The sequence below is a fragment of the Ruegeria sp. YTSA168 genome (assembly GCF_059610045.1).
In genome coordinates this window covers 17,442-34,337 of sequence record NZ_JBXWMW010000009.1, presented here as the reverse complement: position 1 = coordinate 34,337, position 16,896 = coordinate 17,442, and the positions used below count along the sequence as shown (strand labels likewise).

At 55.1% G+C, this 16,896-nt stretch carries 22 protein-coding genes, 1 tRNA gene and 2 pseudogenes; 12 read left to right on the top strand and 13 right to left on the bottom strand.

What is annotated here, in order from left to right; translation table 11 throughout:
- Positions 1-24: 24 nt before the first annotated feature.
- A complete protein-coding gene (locus AC2FFE_RS15295) occupies positions 25-414 on the bottom strand; it encodes a GFA family protein (RefSeq protein ID WP_496819550.1) in 390 nt (129 codons plus the stop codon).
- 18 nt (positions 415-432) lie between these two features.
- Entirely contained in the window at positions 433-1,419 is a 987-nt protein-coding gene (locus AC2FFE_RS15290; RefSeq protein WP_496819551.1) for a 2-hydroxyacid dehydrogenase, read from the bottom strand.
- 138 nt (positions 1,420-1,557) lie between these two features.
- Here AC2FFE_RS15290 and AC2FFE_RS15285 point away from each other — a divergent pair, with 138 nt between their 5' ends.
- The 3 genes from AC2FFE_RS15285 (at position 1,558) to AC2FFE_RS15275 (ending at position 3,339) form a co-directional block, all read left to right on the top strand.
- The gene (locus AC2FFE_RS15285) at positions 1,558-2,079 is read left to right on the top strand and encodes an SH3 domain-containing protein (protein ID WP_496834287.1); all 522 of its coding nucleotides are present in this window, start codon (positions 1,558-1,560) and stop codon (positions 2,077-2,079) included.
- Positions 2,080-2,181: 102 nt separating this feature from the next.
- Entirely contained in the window at positions 2,182-3,171 is a 990-nt protein-coding gene (locus AC2FFE_RS15280; protein ID WP_496847048.1) for an NADPH:quinone reductase, read from the top strand.
- A gap of 93 nt (positions 3,172-3,264) precedes the next feature.
- Positions 3,265-3,339 (top strand) — tRNA-Gln (locus AC2FFE_RS15275).
- 448 nt (positions 3,340-3,787) lie between these two features.
- Here AC2FFE_RS15275 and AC2FFE_RS15270 read toward each other — a convergent pair.
- A complete protein-coding gene (locus AC2FFE_RS15270) occupies positions 3,788-4,204 on the bottom strand; it encodes a hypothetical protein (protein ID WP_496847085.1) in 417 nt (138 codons plus the stop codon).
- Here AC2FFE_RS15270 and AC2FFE_RS15265 point away from each other — a divergent pair.
- Complete coding sequence (locus AC2FFE_RS15265; RefSeq protein ID WP_496847047.1) at positions 4,117-4,371, top strand: pyrroline-5-carboxylate reductase family protein; 255 nt, start codon at positions 4,117-4,119, stop codon at positions 4,369-4,371. The genes AC2FFE_RS15270 and AC2FFE_RS15265 overlap by 88 nt on opposite strands.
- Positions 4,372-4,632: 261 nt before the next feature.
- Here the strand turns inward: AC2FFE_RS15265 and AC2FFE_RS15260 are convergent, their stop codons facing one another.
- Positions 4,633-5,505, bottom strand: a complete 873-nt coding sequence (locus AC2FFE_RS15260) for a bile acid:sodium symporter family protein (RefSeq protein WP_496847046.1) — start codon at positions 5,503-5,505, stop codon at positions 4,633-4,635.
- A 194-nt stretch (positions 5,506-5,699) separates the two neighbouring features.
- Here AC2FFE_RS15260 and AC2FFE_RS15255 point away from each other — a divergent pair, with 194 nt between their 5' ends.
- From AC2FFE_RS15255 to AC2FFE_RS15240, 4 genes are all read left to right on the top strand, one after another.
- On the top strand, positions 5,700-6,710 hold the full coding sequence (locus tag AC2FFE_RS15255) for an AraC family transcriptional regulator ligand-binding domain-containing protein (RefSeq protein ID WP_480796305.1): 1,011 nt from the start codon (positions 5,700-5,702) through the stop codon (positions 6,708-6,710).
- A gap of 161 nt (positions 6,711-6,871) precedes the next feature.
- Positions 6,872-7,738: a cysteine hydrolase family protein gene (locus AC2FFE_RS15250; protein WP_480796306.1), complete on the top strand. Its 867-nt coding sequence runs from the start codon at positions 6,872-6,874 to the stop codon at positions 7,736-7,738.
- A gap of 48 nt (positions 7,739-7,786) precedes the next feature.
- Entirely contained in the window at positions 7,787-8,272 is a 486-nt protein-coding gene (locus AC2FFE_RS15245) for a YHS domain-containing (seleno)protein (protein ID WP_480828092.1), read from the top strand.
- Between the two features lie 135 nt (positions 8,273-8,407).
- The gene (locus AC2FFE_RS15240) at positions 8,408-8,977 is read left to right on the top strand and encodes a carboxymuconolactone decarboxylase family protein (protein WP_496847045.1); all 570 of its coding nucleotides are present in this window, start codon (positions 8,408-8,410) and stop codon (positions 8,975-8,977) included.
- Between the two features lie 47 nt (positions 8,978-9,024).
- Here the strand turns inward: AC2FFE_RS15240 and AC2FFE_RS15235 are convergent, their stop codons facing one another.
- Entirely contained in the window at positions 9,025-9,924 is a 900-nt protein-coding gene (locus AC2FFE_RS15235) for a LysR family transcriptional regulator (protein ID WP_496847044.1), read from the bottom strand.
- A gap of 118 nt (positions 9,925-10,042) precedes the next feature.
- Here AC2FFE_RS15235 and AC2FFE_RS15230 point away from each other — a divergent pair, with 118 nt between their 5' ends.
- The 4 genes and pseudogenes from AC2FFE_RS15230 to AC2FFE_RS15215 form a co-directional block, all read left to right on the top strand.
- On the top strand, positions 10,043-10,669 hold the full coding sequence (locus tag AC2FFE_RS15230; RefSeq protein WP_480828090.1) for a pyridoxamine 5'-phosphate oxidase family protein: 627 nt from the start codon (positions 10,043-10,045) through the stop codon (positions 10,667-10,669).
- Positions 10,670-10,729: 60 nt separating this feature from the next.
- Entirely contained in the window at positions 10,730-11,710 is a 981-nt protein-coding gene (locus AC2FFE_RS15225) for an alpha/beta fold hydrolase (protein WP_496847043.1), read from the top strand.
- 54 nt (positions 11,711-11,764) lie between these two features.
- Positions 11,765-12,676: a PhzF family phenazine biosynthesis protein gene (locus AC2FFE_RS15220; RefSeq protein WP_496847042.1), complete on the top strand. Its 912-nt coding sequence runs from the start codon at positions 11,765-11,767 to the stop codon at positions 12,674-12,676.
- Positions 12,677-12,898: 222 nt separating this feature from the next.
- Positions 12,899-13,111: pseudogene (locus AC2FFE_RS15215) on the top strand (IS110 family transposase); the annotation flags it as partial.
- A 28-nt stretch (positions 13,112-13,139) separates the two neighbouring features.
- Here the strand turns inward: AC2FFE_RS15215 and AC2FFE_RS15210 are convergent.
- The 8 genes and pseudogenes from AC2FFE_RS15210 to AC2FFE_RS15175 form a co-directional block, all read right to left on the bottom strand.
- A pseudogene (locus tag AC2FFE_RS15210) lies at positions 13,140-13,241 on the bottom strand (homoserine O-succinyltransferase); the annotation flags it as partial.
- 40 nt (positions 13,242-13,281) lie between these two features.
- Entirely contained in the window at positions 13,282-13,656 is a 375-nt protein-coding gene (locus AC2FFE_RS15205; RefSeq protein WP_496821170.1) for a bleomycin resistance protein, read from the bottom strand.
- A gap of 66 nt (positions 13,657-13,722) precedes the next feature.
- Complete coding sequence (locus tag AC2FFE_RS15200; RefSeq protein WP_496847041.1) at positions 13,723-14,064, bottom strand: VOC family protein; 342 nt, start codon at positions 14,062-14,064, stop codon at positions 13,723-13,725.
- Positions 14,065-14,187: 123 nt separating this feature from the next.
- On the bottom strand, positions 14,188-14,508 hold the full coding sequence (locus AC2FFE_RS15195; RefSeq protein WP_496847040.1) for a DnaJ family domain-containing protein: 321 nt from the start codon (positions 14,506-14,508) through the stop codon (positions 14,188-14,190).
- Between the two features lie 125 nt (positions 14,509-14,633).
- Positions 14,634-14,996, bottom strand: a complete 363-nt coding sequence (locus AC2FFE_RS15190; RefSeq protein ID WP_496847039.1) for a VOC family protein — start codon at positions 14,994-14,996, stop codon at positions 14,634-14,636.
- A 102-nt stretch (positions 14,997-15,098) separates the two neighbouring features.
- Positions 15,099-15,554, bottom strand: coding sequence for a carboxymuconolactone decarboxylase family protein (locus tag AC2FFE_RS15185; RefSeq protein ID WP_496821167.1), 456 nt, complete (start codon positions 15,552-15,554; stop codon positions 15,099-15,101).
- An 18-nt stretch (positions 15,555-15,572) separates the two neighbouring features.
- A complete protein-coding gene (locus AC2FFE_RS15180) occupies positions 15,573-16,097 on the bottom strand; it encodes an Rv1443c family protein (RefSeq protein ID WP_496821165.1) in 525 nt (174 codons plus the stop codon).
- Positions 16,084-16,869: an HD domain-containing protein gene (locus tag AC2FFE_RS15175; protein ID WP_496847038.1), complete on the bottom strand. Its 786-nt coding sequence runs from the start codon at positions 16,867-16,869 to the stop codon at positions 16,084-16,086. Before AC2FFE_RS15175 ends, AC2FFE_RS15180 begins: the two co-directional genes overlap by 14 nt.
- Positions 16,870-16,896: the final 27 nt, after the last annotated feature.

Here is a 16,896-nt window from a genome sequence, read left to right as displayed (position 1 = left end):
CACCAATGGCAGAGTTCCGCCGCATCAGCTCCCATCAATCCAGACCCGATCCCGTTCGTACTGCTCCAAGCCATCCAACGCTGGCAACCAACTTTCGCGGCGGTTGACCCAACATTCATAGCTTGGTTCAAATCGATCAATCTCATCAAAACTGCCCAGGTGCACTTCGACCTCGTCATCTGTTCTGGCGAACACAGGAGAACCACAGACCGGGCAAAAGTAACGCCCTTCATAGCTGCGGGTTTCTCCGCTGATTTTCACGTTTTCCCGAAGGAAAATGGCGGCAGCATAGAACAAAGCGCCATGATGCTTTCGGCAGTCAAGGCAGTGACATAGACCAACCCGAAGCGGCGGGCCCATGGTAGTGACCCGTACAGCGGCACAGCTGCAACCGGCAGTATTAATCTCGGTCACTGGTCTACCTCCAAAACCTCATAGCATCGCGGGCACAACCTGATCTGGCGGGCGGTGCCCGTCTTCAAACGTCTTGATGTTGACGATGACCTTTTCGCCCATCTCAATCCGTCCTTCCAGTGTGGCCGAACCCATATGCGGCAGCAAAACGACATTCGGCAATTGCCGTAAGCGCGGGTTCACATCGGTACCGTTCTCATAGACATCCAGCCCGGCCCCAGCGATCTCGCCCGCGCGGATCATACGGGTCAGGGCGTTTTCATCGACCACTTCACCACGAGAGGTATTCACGATCACGGCCGAGGGTTTCATCAGCTTCAACCGCCGTGCGTTCATCAGGTGAAAGGTTGACGGGGTCGACGGGCAGTTGACCGAGATCACATCCATCCGCGCCACCATCTGGTCCAGGCTTTCCCAATACGTCGCCTCCAGCGCCTGTTCGGTCTCGGGCCGTAGGCGGCGGCGATTGTGATAATGCACCTGCATCCCAAAGGCACTGGCGCGGCGTGCAACCGCCTGCCCGATCCGGCCCATGCCCAGGATACCCAGACGCCGACCACCGATCCGACCGCCCAGAAGGGCCGTTGGCGCCCAGCCGGTCCAATCCCCTTGCTGCATCACACCCAAACCTTCGGGAATGCGCCGTGTGACCGCCAGAATAAGGGCCATCGTCATGTCTGCCGTGTCATCGGTCAGAACACCTGGCGTGTTCGATACCAGGATGCCGCGCTGACGCGCAGTCGCCACATCAATATTGTCGACACCCGCACCATAATTCGCAATCAGGCGCAGCTGATCCCCCGCCTGCCCCAACACGCCGCCATCGATCGTGTCGGTTACGGTCGGCACTAACACATCCGCTTCTTTCACGGCTGCCACAAGATCATCCCGGGTCATGGGCGTATCGTCATCGCGCAAACGGACATCGAACAACTCACTCAGCCGGGTCTCGACCGCCTCAGGCAACCGTCGCGTTACAACAACACTCAGACGTTCTCTTGACACTTCGGCCCTCCCACTGCTTTGCAATCGCGCGCGCTCCGTGGCATCGTGGCTCAGGATAAGGCGGGGCACAAGAACCCGTAACGCATTGAGTCGACCTTTTTTCGAAAGCAGATCAACAGGCACAAGAGCAGGCAGTCAGTGAGTGGTCCTCTACCGGTGAAACGCCGTTGTTTGGCGATCCTAGCCGCGTTCCTCGTAGCGCTCGGCCCCATTGTGGCCGCCGCAGAGGACAATCGCGGCAGGGTGACGAACCTGCCCCTGCCGCGCTATGTCTCGATGAAAGCAGCCGAAGGCAATGTACGCCGGGGTCCGTCGCTGACCCACCGCATTGACTGGGTCTTCAAACGACGCGGGATGCCCCTGCAAATCACCGCAGAATATGGCAACTGGCGCAAGGTTCAGGACCGCGATGGTGCAGGTGGCTGGGTTCACTATGCGCTGCTGTCTGGGGTACGCACGGTGCTAATCGAATCCGAAATGTTGCCCATATATGCCCGGCCCGACCCCAGCGCCCCGATCAACGCCCATTTCGAAACCGGGGTGGTCGCGCGCCTTGGCAGCTGTTCGCTGGACTGGTGCCGGATTTCGGCAGGCGGCTATCGCGGCTGGACGCTGAAGTCGAACCTGTGGGGCGTTGATCCGGCAGAGATCCGGGAATAGCCGGGCTGTTTCCAACTGGTTTAGGCAGGCACTCATCTGGGGAAATCCTCTGGAACTCTGATCCGGTGCGGCTAAGCTGCCCCCAAAGTCAGAGGAATCACCGTGAAAGCCATTACCTACTCCGCCTTCGGACCAGCCGCAGACGTGCTTATGCTTGAAGACCTGCCGTCCGAGGTACCGCAGCCCGGAGATGTCACAGTCGATCTGGCTTATTCCGGGGTGAACCCGTCCGACATCAAGGCCCGCGCCGGGGCCAGACCGGGCGTGACCAAACCGCCCTTTCCTAAGATCGTGCCCCATAGCGACGGGGCTGGTGTCATTTCCGCGGTCGGGGACGGCGTGCCCACCGCGCGCATTGGCCAGCGGGTCTGGGTCTGGAACGGCCAGTGGCAGCGCCCCTTTGGGACAGCGGCCACTCAGATCACCCTGCCCGCAGATCAGGCGGTGCCACTGCCCGATTCTGTCTCGTTTCAAACCGGCGCTGTGTTGGGTATCCCCGGGCTGACCGCCAGCCATGCGGTGTTCTCGGGCGGAGAAATCTCAGACCAAGCCGTGCTGATACACGGTGGTGCAGGAACCGTGGGCTACCTAGCCGTTCAACTGGCAAAATGGGGTGGCGCCAAGGTCATCAGCACCGCAAACCCTCGCGATTTTGACAGGGTGAAAGCAGCAGGCGCCGACACGGTGATCGACTATGCCGACGCCGATCTGGCTGAACACATCCTTGATGCAAACAACGGCCAGCTGATAGATTGCATCGTCGATGTCGAGTTCGGCCAGAACGTTGAAACCAACATAGCCGTCATTTCCGAAAACGGCCGCATCAATGCCTTCGGTTCGGCCAAAGATATGACCCCAACACTGCCCTTCTATCCATTGATGTTCAAAGCGGTCACGCTGGAGTTCGTTCTGATCTACCTTCTGCCCCACCAACACCGCGCCGCAGCGATCAAGCGGTTGCACACAGCACTCACGGATGACGCCTTGAATTGCCCCATTCAGGACATCCTACCGCTGGGAGACTGCGCAAAAGCCCACGACCTTGTCCAAACCGGTCATCGCAGCGGAGCCGTTTTGCTGGAAACGCGATGATACCTGCTACAAAGTTATTTTTCTCAGGGCTAATTTTTTGCCCAAAAACCTCTTGAACCCCGCCAGCAACAATCGTAGACAGCCGCTCACCGTTGGGGTGTAGCCAAGTGGTAAGGCAGCGGTTTTTGGTACCGTGTATCGTAGGTTCGAATCCTACCACCCCAGCCAGCAAGCCCTTGTAATTAAAACTAAAAAATGATCTCTCAGTATTCGCGCGACTATTCCGCCGGTTAGTTTTGCAGATCTGGAACAGAGACTGCGATTCATGCTCAGATCTGGCCTGAAATAGCCGTCAGTCTCTGTTTGAACTTTCCACGGTACGAGTTTTACACGCATTGATGTAAATTGATGTATCCGGCTTGGCAGCCCAATATTCAATCTGAGACCAGTTGGCAGACTGTGTGCCTTAGATTATTGTCCGACTTGCTCAGCCATGATTTTCCATTAAATCACACACTGAATAATTAGGCGCAGATTGTGGTGTGTTTTCAGAGTCTTAATTTTTGAAGATTTCGGTTGAGACGCGAAGGTGAGCGCAACAATAGCCGATTTCCGGCCGCAGTCTCAGTTCGCGATTCCGACGGTACGAGTTTGGTGTGTTTGGAAAGTCTGTCGATCAGAGCGCAGCGAACTGCTGGCGCTGTTCTGGCCAGATCGCTGGGAAGCCGGACTTGATCAAGTGATCCGTGGTCAGGCCGTCAGGTTGCTCGCCTGCAACGATGGCATCCAGAATGTCAGGCGCCAGCATTGCGAGATCAACCACATCCTGAACGCGGCGTTTGGACGTACCCTCTTCTTCAGCAATCTCAGAAAACGTTCTGCCCGCTACAATCATCGCCAACCACCGGCGCGCCTTGATGATGCTGCGGACAAGTGTCTGATCGATCTCAGAAGGCGGATCGCCAAAATGCAGTTTCAGCTCCACGCCTCTGCGGCGCATCCGGAATGGTGCTTCGATCTTTAGTTTCTCGGTATCGACCTGATCCGCCCTGCACTCGATCATCCGGGCCAGTGCCTGGAGATCCAGCTGCACATTCAGGGACCCCTCCCGCCGACCTTCGAAAGGAGGTTACGTCCCCAAATGGAACAACTGAAGCCGGACTGCAGGAGTTGATGTCCCGAGAGAACGGGGTGTTTCCTCTACTGCAAAGGACTGTGTGGGCTACCCATATGCCGCATCAGCACCAGCGGCGGCGGTGAGCCCAGAATGACGGATGCTGCGCAAAGTCTGACTGACTTCCAAGCGGACAAAACTGACCTTGGAGACTACACCTTCGCTGACGCAGGATCCACCGCACTGGCAGCAACAGCTTATACCTTCAATAGGGAAAATCGCCAAAGCGGCCGTTCCACAGAAGGCTTGGGAGCTCCTTGATCGCTCTTTGACTAGATGGCACTCTGGCATGGAAACAAAGGGACCTGGCTCAGCGCATAATCAGAGCTAGCAAATAGGCGTCAGGATCATGAAATTGGGCTTCTTCGCGCAAGGAAAGCGAAGACAGGCAACATTGTTACGATCCAGACCACGCTATAAATTGCGGATGGGATGGCATATTCGCTTAACCCATTGGTGTTAGGCAACAGCAAGGTGGCAATTGCGATTCCCAAAGCTCCGTTTTGAACGCCGGTCTCAATTGAAATCGTCTTCGCCTCGATGTCTGTGCATCCGAGCGTCCCTGAACTTATGATGCCAATAAACGTGAGTGACGCACCTACAACAAAAAGTGTGGGTCCAAGCCTAAGGTAGTTATCCGCGACCACCACCCAGTTTGAAATGATCGCGCCTCCGATGACCACCGCAAAAAGTAGCATGGAGACCTTGCTAAAGATTGGTTCGACAGCGGCAACAATTCGCGGCGCCAAGGACCGCGCCATCACCCCGACTAGGATCGGTGAAGCTGTTAAAAAAAACATTGCTAAAGCCGTCGACGAAATGTCGATAGCGGGCGCAGTTGCCCCCATGAACATCTGCATCGAAAACCCCAGGATGAGCGGTACGGTAACGACACAAGTCAGACTGAAGACTGCTGTAAGAGTAACGGACAAAGCGACATCCCAATTCGAAAGCTTGGTCACGATGTTACTGATCGCCCCGCCCGGACAGGCCGCTAAAATCATGATTCCAACGGCTGTCTCAGCGGAAATCCCAAAGATAAAAGTCACCATCAAAGCGATGCAAGGCAGCAAAATGATCTGGTTGAGAGCCCCTACGCAAAAGGCCCGCGGACGTCGTCCGATGCGTTGAAAGTCAGCCGTTGTGAGTCCGAGGCCAAGGCAGAACATGATGACAACAACTGCAAGCGGCAGCAGCACAGATATGAAAATTTCGCCCATCTACCATGACCTCTATGACTGCATGCTTCCGCACGCTTTCGGACGATACCGTTCAGAAAACCTGATGACGAGTTTTATCAGTTTGGCGCATTTATCCTCAAGCGCCCGAAGATCGAGGCTGTCTTTATTTATTATACCTATCACAGGGTTGGACGATCTGGCGTGAAAGAGCTTTCCAGTGCTAATCTCACCGTATGGCAAGTGTAACTTACGCATTCGCCCGCGCGATGGCCAACGCCGCCGGGATGACGCTGAACGACGATGGTGCCCTGATTTCGAATGGCGCTGTCGTGCTGCGTTTACCAGAAGCTCAAGACGGCCAATTGGCGGATGATGCGTATTTCGATCTGATCGATTGGATTCGTGCGCAACAAGCGGACGAGGCCGCGTTGGTTGAGGCCTATGCGAACGCGATTGCGACCGATGATCTCGGCGTCCTTGGCCTAGCCGTAAAGACAGCTCCGACCTTGCGGCAATCTTTGCAACGGATCGAGCGTTATTTTCGTCTCGTAACGGACACCGCAGTTTACAGACTTGATGAAACCGGCGATCCGGTCCTTTGGATTTTTGAGGGGCAAACATCACATCGCGCTGCCTTGGAACTGCGCAACGAATGCGCGCTTGCGGCCTTTGCGAGGAACATGCATCGGTTTGTGGGTGATGGGTTGTCGCTCGCATATGTCACGTTTCAGCATGCTTGCAGACAAGAACCGGAACGCTACGCCGAATATTTCGGGTGTCCGGTTCAATTTGGGAGCGACCACAACGCCATTGCGATGCGCCCCGCTATGCTGGAATGCGTAAATCGTCTTGGCGACCCGGGCTTGTCAGATTTCATGACGAAACATCTGGATGAGGAATTCAATTCTCTGGATGATGATATGTCACTGGGCAACGTACTTGTTCATCGACTTACGCCAGCCCTGAGTAACGGCGCACCGCAGGCGGCGCATGTCGCCCAAGAGATGGGAATGAGCGAGCGCACGCTTTACCGCAGGTTGGCCGAGGAAGGGCTGACCTATCGCGACGTTCTTGGTCAGGCACAAGTTGCACTTGCTCGTGACCTGCTGCGTGACGGTAAGGCTTCCATAGCCGAGATCGCCTTTATGACCGGGTTTTCGGAACAGAGCACGTTCAGCCGCGCCTTCAAGCGTTGGGTCGGCCAAGCACCCGCTCGTTTCCGGCAGCAAGCGACCTCCGACTAGGCGCGCACCTCAAGACCACATGGCAGGTTCGGTCAAAACCTTGGCAGGGCCTGCCAATACCTCGGCCAACGTGGCGCTTAATTTCCTCTTTGTCAGATCCACTTGGGGCGTTGCCGAGTAAGGCAGACCGCTTTGCCCCTCTCAGACAAAGGAAATTTGCAATGAGCAATCACGACCACAAACATGAAGCCGGCTGCGGCTGCGACGTCACGCCCGAACGCGTTGACATGGCGCGCCGCCGACTCCTGACGCAAGCCGCTGGGGCTGCCGCGGCGGGTACAACAATCGTTGCTGGTGGGCAGGCGCTTTCAGCAACCGAAGAGGCTCGTGCCACTTACGCTGACCCGGAGAACCCAGGCCTTCCCCAAATCGACATGACCATCGAACCGGGGCGCACCGCGCTTGTGGTGACCGACCCCCAGATCGATTTTCTGTCCGAGGACGGTGTGACGTGGGGCGTCGTTGGTGAAAGCGTGACCGAACAGGGCACCGTCGACAATATCGAACGGCTTTTCATCGCCGCCAAAGCAGCCGGGATGCCGGTCTTCATCTCGCCGCACTATTACTACCCGCATGACCATAAGTGGGAGTTCGAAGGCACGCTTGAAGCCACGATGCACAGCATCGGCATGTTTGACCGCCTCGGGCCACTCAACCTGGACAACTTTGAGGGCTCAGGTGCCGACTGGATGCCTCAATACAAAAAGTACATCGAGGATGGCGAAACCATCGTCTGTTCACCCCACAAGGTTTACAGCCCTGCCCAGAACGACCTGAACCTGCAATTGCGCAAACGCAAGATCGACAAGGTGATCCTTGCGGGGATGTCCGCGAACCTTTGCACGCAAGCGCATCTCTATGAGTTGTTGGAACTGGGCTATGAGGTTGCTGTCGTTCGCGACGCGACGGCCGGGGCCAAAGTGCCTGAAGGTGACGGGTATCTCGCAGCCATCATCAATTTCCGCATGGTCGCCAATGGCGTCTGGTGGACCGACGACGCGGTGAAGCGCATCGGCCAATCTGCCTGACACGAACCGACTTTCCAGTTTGATCCTGACATCCTGAAAGGAAATATCATGACACGCATCTTTACACTTCCCGCACTTACAGCAGCGTTGACTCTTGCCCTGGCGGCGGCGGCATTGGCCGACGATGAATACAACGTTTCGAACAGTCTTACCCTGACTGGACACCCCCTCGGCATGCACGGCGTCGATCCTGTGTCGATGTTTGAAGCCGAGAATCCTGAGATGGGCAACGCCACTTACACGTCGCCCCATGATGGTGTGGACTACTATTTTGCGTCGCAAGCGGCGCAAGCTACATTCGAAGCGGATCCGACGGCACATCTGCCTCAATTCGGCGGGTTCTGCGCCTTTGGCGTCTATGTAGGCAAGAAGCTTGATGGCGATGTTCGGTATGCCGATATCGTGGACGACAAGCTCTATCTCTTTGTAAATGAGGACATCTTCAAGAAGTACCTTGAGGACAAAGAGACCGTGATTCAAGGCGCCCATGCCAAGTGGGCAGACATCCACCACACGCCTGTCGGCAGTCTATGATTGAGGAATTTGGTGGCTTTTGCCGGTCGGAGCCACCGCTGCCTCGCCCCTCCCCAAAAGACCGGCATTTCTCCAAAACGCCACGCTCGCACACAATTCGCGTGCGTCGAAAGCTCTGCCCAAAGGAAGCCAGACATGACTGATTTTGAGACCTATACAATCGCCTCTGCCCCTGAAGCCGCGAAACCAATTCTGGAAGCATCGCTGAAAGGGTATGGTTTCGTGCCCAATCTTTATGCGGCCATGGCCGAAGCGCCCACAATTCTGGAAGGCTATACGACACTTTCCAACATCTTCGGAAAGACCAGCCTTTCAGAGACTGAACGCCAGATCATCCTTATGACTAACAACCGGTTGAACGGGTGCAAGTACTGCATGGCCGCCCATACCACTCTTTCACAGATGGCCGGTGTCCCCGAAGACGTGATCGCAGCGTTACGCGATGGCAGCCCTATCGCCGACCCCAAATTGGAAGCACTGCGCAAATTCGCCATCGTGATCAACGAAAGCCGAGGCTGGCCCAGCGACGCACAGGTCGAGGCGTTTCTGACGGCTGGTTACACACGCCAATCTATGCTGGAAGTCATCCTCGGCACAGCGTTGAAAACCCTGTCGAACTATACGAACCATGTGGCGGACACCGCGTTGGATGATGCCTTTGTGCCAAACGCATGGACCGCCTCGGTCACAGCGGCGGCAGAATAGCGCAAACTCGCCTTTTGATGGTAGCGCGCTCAAACCTGTTTCCTGTGTTAGCCAAGTAGGGGATTGGATTTGAGGCGCTCGACTGCAAAATCGACAAAGGCGCGCACCTTCGCAGACACGGTTCGTCCCTCTTGATGCACAAGATGGATGGGAACCTCGGGTGGTTCATACGACTTTAGAACAGTCTTGAGCCGCCCATCTGCGATGTAGGGTGCCACTTGATAGGACAGAAGCCGTCCAACACCATGACCTTGCAAGGCCAACTCGATCACAGCGTCATTTGTGTTCATGCTGATACGTGGGCCCATGCGTTTGGTGACAGTCTTTCTGCCCCGTTGAAAATGCCATTGGGCCGATGCATTCAAGGCAGTTGAATTAATGATTGCGTGGCGGGATAAATCATCGGGCGTGTCTGGTTCGCCATATTGGTCAAGATATTTACGGGAAGCAAACACGACCTGCCTCACCATACCACACCTGACAGCCATCAAACTGGAATCAGCGAGGTTGCCAATTCTGATCCCGACGTCGAGACCCTCATCAATCAGATTGACCACGCGGTCCACATAGAGCGTGCGCGCCGAGAGCTTTGGATACTGATCCAAAAATTCGCCCAATATTGGAGTGACAAACATACGACCAAACAAGACCGATGCGGTGACACTTAGTTCCCCGGTTGGTTCGGCATAGGAACCGAAAGCCGCGCGCTCGGCCTCTTCAAGATCAGCCAAAACACGTCTGGCATCCTCAAAAAACCTTTGTCCACTATCAGTCAGCATCACCGAGCGCGTGGTGCGCACAAAAAGACGGATCCCCAGGCTGTCCTCAAGCATGGAAACCATTCGGGTCACTGTTGGCGGTGACATGTTGAGTTGGCGAGCCGCCGCGGCAAAGCCTTTCAACTCGGCCACCTTCACAAAGACGTTTAGCGCCTGAAATCTGTCCACAGCATTATTCCATATTTTGGAATAATATATTGCCAAGTATCTGAATTCCGCAACATTGAAGCTCTGATTAACTTCACCTCAGTCCCAGGGCATCGCCCAGACCGAGATGGAGAATTCGATGGCACGACCCTTTGCAGAGATCAGCTTCACGCCTTCCGTGCGCGAAACGCAGGCCAAATATGGTTCAGCGAACGGTTACGCGAAGTTTCTGGAAGGCATCCATCACGAGGATCTGATCAGCCCGGTTGAGGCCAGCTTCATCGCGCAAAGGGACGGCTTCTATCAGGCCACAGTTTCAGAAACCGGCTGGCCTTATGTGCAATTCCGCGGTGGCCCAGCGGGTTTTCTGAAAGTGTTGGATGAACGGACACTTGCCTACGCTGATTTCCGCGGCAACCGGCAGTATCTCAGCACCGGGAACCTGCTGGGCAATGACCGCATCTCGCTGATCCTGATGGACTACCCCAATCAGAAGCGCCTCAAGATCTGGGGTCAGGCGATGATCATTGATGCCGAGGACGATCCGGCCCTGATGCAGCGCCTGAGAGCGCCGGACTATCGCGCTCACCCGGAGCGGGCGGTTGTGATCAAGCTTGAAGCGATGGACTGGAACTGCCCGCAGCACATCGCCCAACGCCTGACCTTTGAAGAGTTTGAAGATTATCTGGCCCCGTTTCGCACTGAGCTGGCAGCGCTGAAAGCACGAAACGCAAGGCTCGAAGAGGCGCTCGGACAGCAAAACTGACCGGTGTTAATCCTGGCGCGTTCAGACGCGCGCCCCGTAACCCAATGAAAGGAAAAACCCATGTCGCGCAATCTAAAATCCATCCTGAGCGCCAGCATCCTCGCGCTTTCAATCGCAGCGCCAATTGCACCGGTTCCTGCAATCGCAGCAGGGACCGAAATTGAGGCCACGCAGGCCGTCTATTTCCGCACCGAACAAATCGACGAAGTCAGTATCGCCTATCGTGAGGCCGGAGATCCGAGCAGGCCCACCGTCCTGCTGCTTCATGGCTTTCCGACTTCCTCGCATATGTTCCGTAACCTTATCCCGGAACTGGCGAAGAGCTACCACGTGATCGCGCCCGATTTCCCCGGATTTGGCGCGTCGGACATGCCGATGGCCGAAAACTTCGAGTATTCCTTCGCAAATATCTCTGGAATGATGACATCGCTGCTCGAACGTAAGGGTATCGATCAATACGCGGTCTATCTGATGGATTACGGTGCCCCGGTTGGTTTCCGTATGTTTGCGGAACAACCCGAACGGGTCACTGGCTTCATCATTCAAAACGGGAATGCCTATGAGGAAGGGCTGCGCGAGTTCTGGGATCCAATCAAAACCTATTGGGCCGAGCCATCGCAAGAGAATGGTGACCAGCTTCGTGGATTCCTCACTCTGGATGCTACCAAATGGCAGTTCACCCACGGAGTTCAAAAACCCGAATTGATCAGTCCGGATAACTATTGGCACGTCCAATATCTGCTCGACCGCGAAGGCAACCAAGAGGTGCAACTCGAACTCTTCCTGGATTACGGCACCAACGTTGCAGAGTACCCAAAATGGCAAGCGCTGTTTCGCGAGCATCAACCCCCGGCACTGCTGATGTGGGGGAAAAATGATCACATCTTTCCGGCCGAAGGCGCCTATCCCTATCAACGCGATCTGAATGATCTCGATTTTCATCTGCTCGATACGGGTCACTTCGCGCTGGAAGAATATGGGCCCGAGATTGCGGCGCAAATGACCGCCTTTCTGAACCGCATCACCGCCGCCAGCAACTGACGTAATACTGGCCGCACCATGCTCAAAGGTGCGGCCGAAGCATGGAAAAAACCAATGAATACGCAAGCAAATACTGTCAGACAGGTAACGGTTGAAATCGTACACGGCTTTGTCGACGGTGGCGCCGGTGGAAATCCCGCAGGCGTCGTTCTGGACGCTGATAAATTGGGCGAACAGGATATGCAAACCGTCGCGGCAAGGGTTGTATTGTCCGAAACGGCCTTTGTGTCGCAGTCCAAGACTGAGGGCTTCAAACTGGATTTCTTCACACCGAACAGGCGCATCGCTCATTGCGGTCATGCAACAATTGCCGCCTTCTCTCATCTGGACGCGCTGGGCCGGATTCCCAATCCCAACACCTCGAAGGAGACAGTTGATGGGCCAAGGCGCATACTAATGAAGGAGGGCGCCGCCTATATGGAACAGCTAGCCCCAAAATACGCGATACCAGAGGAATGGGTGACAAAAGGTATAAGCATCGACGATGTACTGAACTCCCTTGGGATCAGCAGACATCACCTTGATCAGGAAATACCACCGATTTTAGTCAATACTGGTAACAGTTTCATTGTCATCGGCCTCGCTGATGCCGATAGTCTTGCCAATGTGAAACCAGACTTTGCCAAAATCACGCAAATCAGTGAACGACTGGATTTGATCGGCTACTACGTCTTCACAAGAGACCCATCGGCGACCGACCGAGACGCTACAACCCGCATGTTTGCGCCCCGATACGCGATTGAGGAAGAAGCCGCGACGGGGATGGCTGCCGGGCCCTTAGCATGTGTATTGCACGACTTTGTCGGATCATCTCAACGATCATTTCAAATCGAACAAGGGGTGTTTATGAACCCGGCGAGTCCGAGCTTGATAAAAGTTGATCTGGACATCGAGAATGGAACAATTTCCGGCCTGATGGCGGGTGGCTACGGCATGGTTAAACGCTCCCTTCGAATTGCTTTCTAGCGTTAAACAGCTAGTCAAATGTGATGTTTGCTTGCTGCCAATTTCGCGTACGGTGAAATTAGGCACTGAATTCATCCGATGGCGGAACGTCTGGTTTTCCATTGCAATGTGACACGAATACTTGCTTACCTTAAGAACAAATCTTGCTGCGAGCGCGTGCAGCAAGAATTTGTAATGACTAGGTTGGGCTCTGAGCAGCCCAATGCTTGCGCAGCAACGACCGCCAAACGCGGCAAGTCTGACGCCATTGATGCCGAAGCAATCTGTGAAGCTGTGACGCGCCCCACAATGCGGTTCGTGGCGATCAAGACTGAAGAACAACAGGGCGTTCTGTTCCTGCATCGCGCTCGCGACTTGGTCGTGCGGCAAAGGACCCAACTCAGCAACATGCTGCGCGGCCTATTGGGGGAGTTTGGTATCGTGATTGCCCAAGGGATTGGAAGCGCCGTGAAGTTTGCTAAGGCCGTGCTGGACGGAGATCTTCCGAGCATTGATCCATGACCATGACACCCTCTTCCGACAACACAGAATAGGCTGGCAGGCTGCGAGGAAGTGTCATGGGCATGGTAGTCTCCGGCTTGCGTCCCAGGGCGACATTAAGGAAATCAGGTCTCTGGGGTAATGTGCCCCATCCGGAGGAGGTTGTTGTCAGGGTCGACAAGCTCCAGTTCACATACACCCCACGGCTTCTCCTCAGCTTTGGCAAAACGAGGGATGCCGGTTTCAGCCAGTTTCAGCGGTTCGAACTCAGCAGACAAAGCGTTGGCATTCTCTACACGGATAAAGGAGCCGTGATCTGAATGTTCCGTCGCTTCATGTCCGTGAGTGCTGAAGAAGTGTATTTCCACACTATCCCGGGCGAGGATCATGTAGCCGTTTTCCTCAAAACGCGCGACTTCGTGAAAGGCTAGCTTGCCATAGAACGACGACGTTCTGTCGAAATCTGAACTCGGAAAAATGGGGCATATGCTCTTTAGCATTCGGGCTCTCCTGTCGTTGTCTTTGCGTAGGCTTCAAGTTTCGGGTCGGCGGGATGCATGACCAGACTAGAGGTCGTGGAAAAAGTGGAATTGGTTCTCGAACAGGTCGTGAACTGTAAACTGGCGAAGGCCCCAAGGCTTGTTATCCGGCTGCTCACGGACGTCCGCGCCACGTTCGACAAGGTCAGCGTATGCCTTATCCACATCGTCGCAGAACACCCAGAACGTGCTTTGTTGGGCCTGAGTAGATTCACGGAAAAAGATCGCACACTCCCCATGGGATACAGCGCCTATTCGACCCTCCTCGTTGAACCACGCGATCTCAAATCCGAGTTTGTCTCGATAGTACTCCTGAGCTTCGCGCACGTCGCGAACAGGTAGTTCGGGTGTAGGTTGGTCGATTTTCATTGTACGTCTCCTCTTCAGTTGCAAAGTACCTTGGGCCGAAACAGACAAGGCTGCATTCCTGGAGCTAACGGTTCCATCATATTGAAAACAATTGATGTCCTGGAATGGAAGGGGCTGGATTTCTTATCCGGAATCGTAGAATTTTCGACGCGCTTCCTGCTCAATCGACAACCTTAACTGAAGGTCGGCCAGTTTGGACATCTCGTTCTTTCTCTCCTCGGGACAGGTTGTCTCTCGGAGCACCTCCAACTGCGCATCAACTTGCTTCTTCAGCTCAAATTCTTTCGGCAGGACACCTGCCTCGGCCATGATGCGCATGCCCACCGCAGTCGCATCTTCCGGCGGACGATCAGGAAGTGGCCTACCCTCTCCAGCCAGCCCATGCAGTTTTCCCTCGGCCTTAGCTTTGAGAATTTGGCGTTCAACAAGATCGCGAAATCGCATCACACGTGTCCCAAATAGCAAGTGAAGCTGTTGGCACCAGACTGTATAAGGCAGCGGAAGGCCGTCCTACGGTCTGGTAAAAGCCAAGGAGTTCGAGACCGGTGTTTTGCATTGGCGTTCTCCGGCTAGTGTTGGTCATTTGAGGCCCAGACAGCCAATTCGTTGCCGTTGGGATCGCTAAAGAGAAACCGTCGCCCGCCGGGGAAAGAGTAGATATCGCGAACGATGGTTGCTCCGGCCGATTTGACGTCAGCCAGTGTCGCTTCAAGGTCTTCAGAAAAGAGAACGACCAAGACACCCGGCTTCTGAACAGGAGTTTTGTCTTCGCCATTGAAGCCACCGTCGACACCAGCTCCACTGAAGCTCAGATAGTTTGGTCCCCACTCCTGAAATTCCCAGCCGAAGACCGACGAATAGAACGTCTTTGTCGCTTCCGCGTCCTCAAGAGGGAACTCGATATAGTTGATTGTCTTGTGCTCATGCGTCATCTTGGGCGGTCCCATGTGTATTGCTGTCTGGCAGCGAGGCTGTTTCATCACTAGCTGCGATGCCCCGCCCGGAGGCGGAGCATTTGTTCCGTGAGTGGTGTATCAGTTGGTTGGATCGACCTCGTGCTGGGAGCGGAAGCCCAGAGCCATGCGGTTCCAGATATTGATGGTCCCGATCGCGACAGTGAGCTTGGTGATTTCCTCTTCGGAGAAGTGCGGCGCCAAAGCCGAGAAATCGCCGTCGGGCGCGCCAGTTTGCGCAACGTTCGTCAGAGATTCCGTCCAGGCAAGAACCGCGCGTTCTTTCTCATTGTAAACCGGCGACTCTTTCCATGCCGGGATGAGCGAAAGCCACTGATCCCCCATGCCATCCTTGCGGGCTTCCTTGACATGCATGTCGATACAGAAGGCACAGCCGTTGATCTGTGACGCGCGGATTTTGACGAGGTGCAACAGATGCGGCTCGATACCGGCCTTCTGCGACACGAATTGCTCAAGGCCCCAGACGGCCTGGAAGGAGTCGGGTGAGACCTTCATATAGTCGATACGTGGTTCCATTGTACGTTCCTTTTCTTTCTAGTGAGTACGGAATTTCGTTTTGTCTTCTTGCGCCTCTTCACGCCGATAGAGATCGGCCAGAATCTGGAGACGTGGCTTATGGCGACAGCGGTAGAGATACCTTGCCCAGGCCGCGAAAAGTGGTGTTGCGAGGCCGGCATCGATTTCGATTTGTTCCGAAACTCGACAACCGTTTTTCTGCGGGATTACCTGTAAGGAGTGGTTCCAGGATTTGACGCCTGCACCGACTTCGCTGGACAAAAAGCGCATATGCTCGTCGTCAAGCGCCAAAACGGTCATTTCGTAGGGCTGATAAGGCATCCAGCCAAAGAGAGACACGTCTACGTTGATGTGCTGCCCCTGAAAGAGTTGCCCAGATGGCAGGTTGCGAAAGGCCAGAACGCCCTCTGTGACGGTCTGGAGGTGATCGAAATCGGTCACTACATCCCAAACCAAACCCGCCGGAAAGGCGTAGTCATGAGCAAGGTGAACCGCCCTCGTTCGTGGCGTCTGAAGAGCCCGGATTGGTCTACAGATGCCCATGGCACTCAACCTGATGTTTGTTGAGGGGATTGCCGCTGGCGAGCTTGGAAAAGCCTATGCCATTCAGCATCATGGCCCGTGTCATCGGGTGGTGCGGGGTTTCGATCTGACCCTTGATGTCGGCAACAAAGCCATCCCGCGGAAAACGCCGAATTACGGCATCTATCGTTCGACCGGACAGGCGGCGATAGTGCGATCCAACGACGTCAAGGTGAGCCCCGTTGGCAAGCATCTGGGCCTCCGCAAAGTGAGCTTTTGCCCGAACATCAAGGTTCAAATGCAAGCTGATCGCCTCGAACACCTTCGCAATCTTGGCTCGGTCCCAATCAGCGGACAGAAGAAATTCTCCGGCCTTTTGTGCCCCTGTTACGGCGAAACAGGCACAGCTTGATCTCTGGATATGCGGCTCGACCAGGCCAAGGTCATGCAGGATGCTCGCGAGATAGAAGAGCTCCGGGTCGAAGTTGAGGCCCGCCTGTTTTCCCAGCAGATAGCCCCACACATAGGTTCTGACGCAGTGACTATGCAAAGGCGCGCTGGACAAATCCCTGACCAGTTCATCAGCCTGGCGAGCAATGTTTGAATCCGGAATGACAAGGGCATCCACATCAAAGTCGAGAGGCCCGGATCGGCCAAAACCCTTGGACGAGAACCAGGCGCGCAGTTCCTTGAGCTGCAGAGTGATGAGTTGCTTGTGCAGGCCCAGATATTCGCCACGCGACAGGATGCCGTTGGTTCTTGTTGCCCACGCCAATGTTCCGACCTTTGACATACTGTATCGTTTTCCCTCGTGAGTGGT

What these genes read in the sequence shown, in the direction of transcription:
- AC2FFE_RS15240 (WP_496847045.1), top strand. Translation starts at nt 8,408, where the DNA reads ATGACTGATTTTGAGACCTATACAATCGCCTCTGCCCCTGAAGCCGCG.
- AC2FFE_RS15250 (WP_480796306.1), top strand. Translation starts at nt 6,872, where the DNA reads ATGAGCAATCACGACCACAAACATGAAGCCGGCTGCGGCTGCGACGTC.
- AC2FFE_RS15195 (WP_496847040.1), bottom strand. Translation starts at nt 14,508, where the DNA reads ATGCGATTTCGCGATCTTGTTGAACGCCAAATTCTCAAAGCTAAGGCC.
- AC2FFE_RS15190 (WP_496847039.1), bottom strand. Translation starts at nt 14,996, where the DNA reads ATGACGCATGAGCACAAGACAATCAACTATATCGAGTTCCCTCTTGAG.
- AC2FFE_RS15200 (WP_496847041.1), bottom strand. Translation starts at nt 14,064, where the DNA reads ATGAAAATCGACCAACCTACACCCGAACTACCTGTTCGCGACGTGCGC.
- AC2FFE_RS15185 (WP_496821167.1), bottom strand. Translation starts at nt 15,554, where the DNA reads ATGGAACCACGTATCGACTATATGAAGGTCTCACCCGACTCCTTCCAG.
- AC2FFE_RS15205 (WP_496821170.1), bottom strand. Translation starts at nt 13,656, where the DNA reads ATGCTAAAGAGCATATGCCCCATTTTTCCGAGTTCAGATTTCGACAGA.
- AC2FFE_RS15220 (WP_496847042.1), top strand. Translation starts at nt 11,765, where the DNA reads ATGAATACGCAAGCAAATACTGTCAGACAGGTAACGGTTGAAATCGTA.
- AC2FFE_RS15245 (WP_480828092.1), top strand. Translation starts at nt 7,787, where the DNA reads ATGACACGCATCTTTACACTTCCCGCACTTACAGCAGCGTTGACTCTT.
- AC2FFE_RS15260 (WP_496847046.1), bottom strand. Translation starts at nt 5,505, where the DNA reads ATGGGCGAAATTTTCATATCTGTGCTGCTGCCGCTTGCAGTTGTTGTC.
- AC2FFE_RS15180 (WP_496821165.1), bottom strand. Translation starts at nt 16,097, where the DNA reads ATGGGCATCTGTAGACCAATCCGGGCTCTTCAGACGCCACGAACGAGG.
- AC2FFE_RS15175 (WP_496847038.1), bottom strand. Translation starts at nt 16,869, where the DNA reads ATGTCAAAGGTCGGAACATTGGCGTGGGCAACAAGAACCAACGGCATC.
- AC2FFE_RS15225 (WP_496847043.1), top strand. Translation starts at nt 10,730, where the DNA reads ATGTCGCGCAATCTAAAATCCATCCTGAGCGCCAGCATCCTCGCGCTT.
- AC2FFE_RS15265 (WP_496847047.1), top strand. Translation starts at nt 4,117, where the DNA reads ATGGTGCTTCGATCTTTAGTTTCTCGGTATCGACCTGATCCGCCCTGC.
- AC2FFE_RS15230 (WP_480828090.1), top strand. Translation starts at nt 10,043, where the DNA reads ATGGCACGACCCTTTGCAGAGATCAGCTTCACGCCTTCCGTGCGCGAA.
- AC2FFE_RS15255 (WP_480796305.1), top strand. Translation starts at nt 5,700, where the DNA reads ATGGCAAGTGTAACTTACGCATTCGCCCGCGCGATGGCCAACGCCGCC.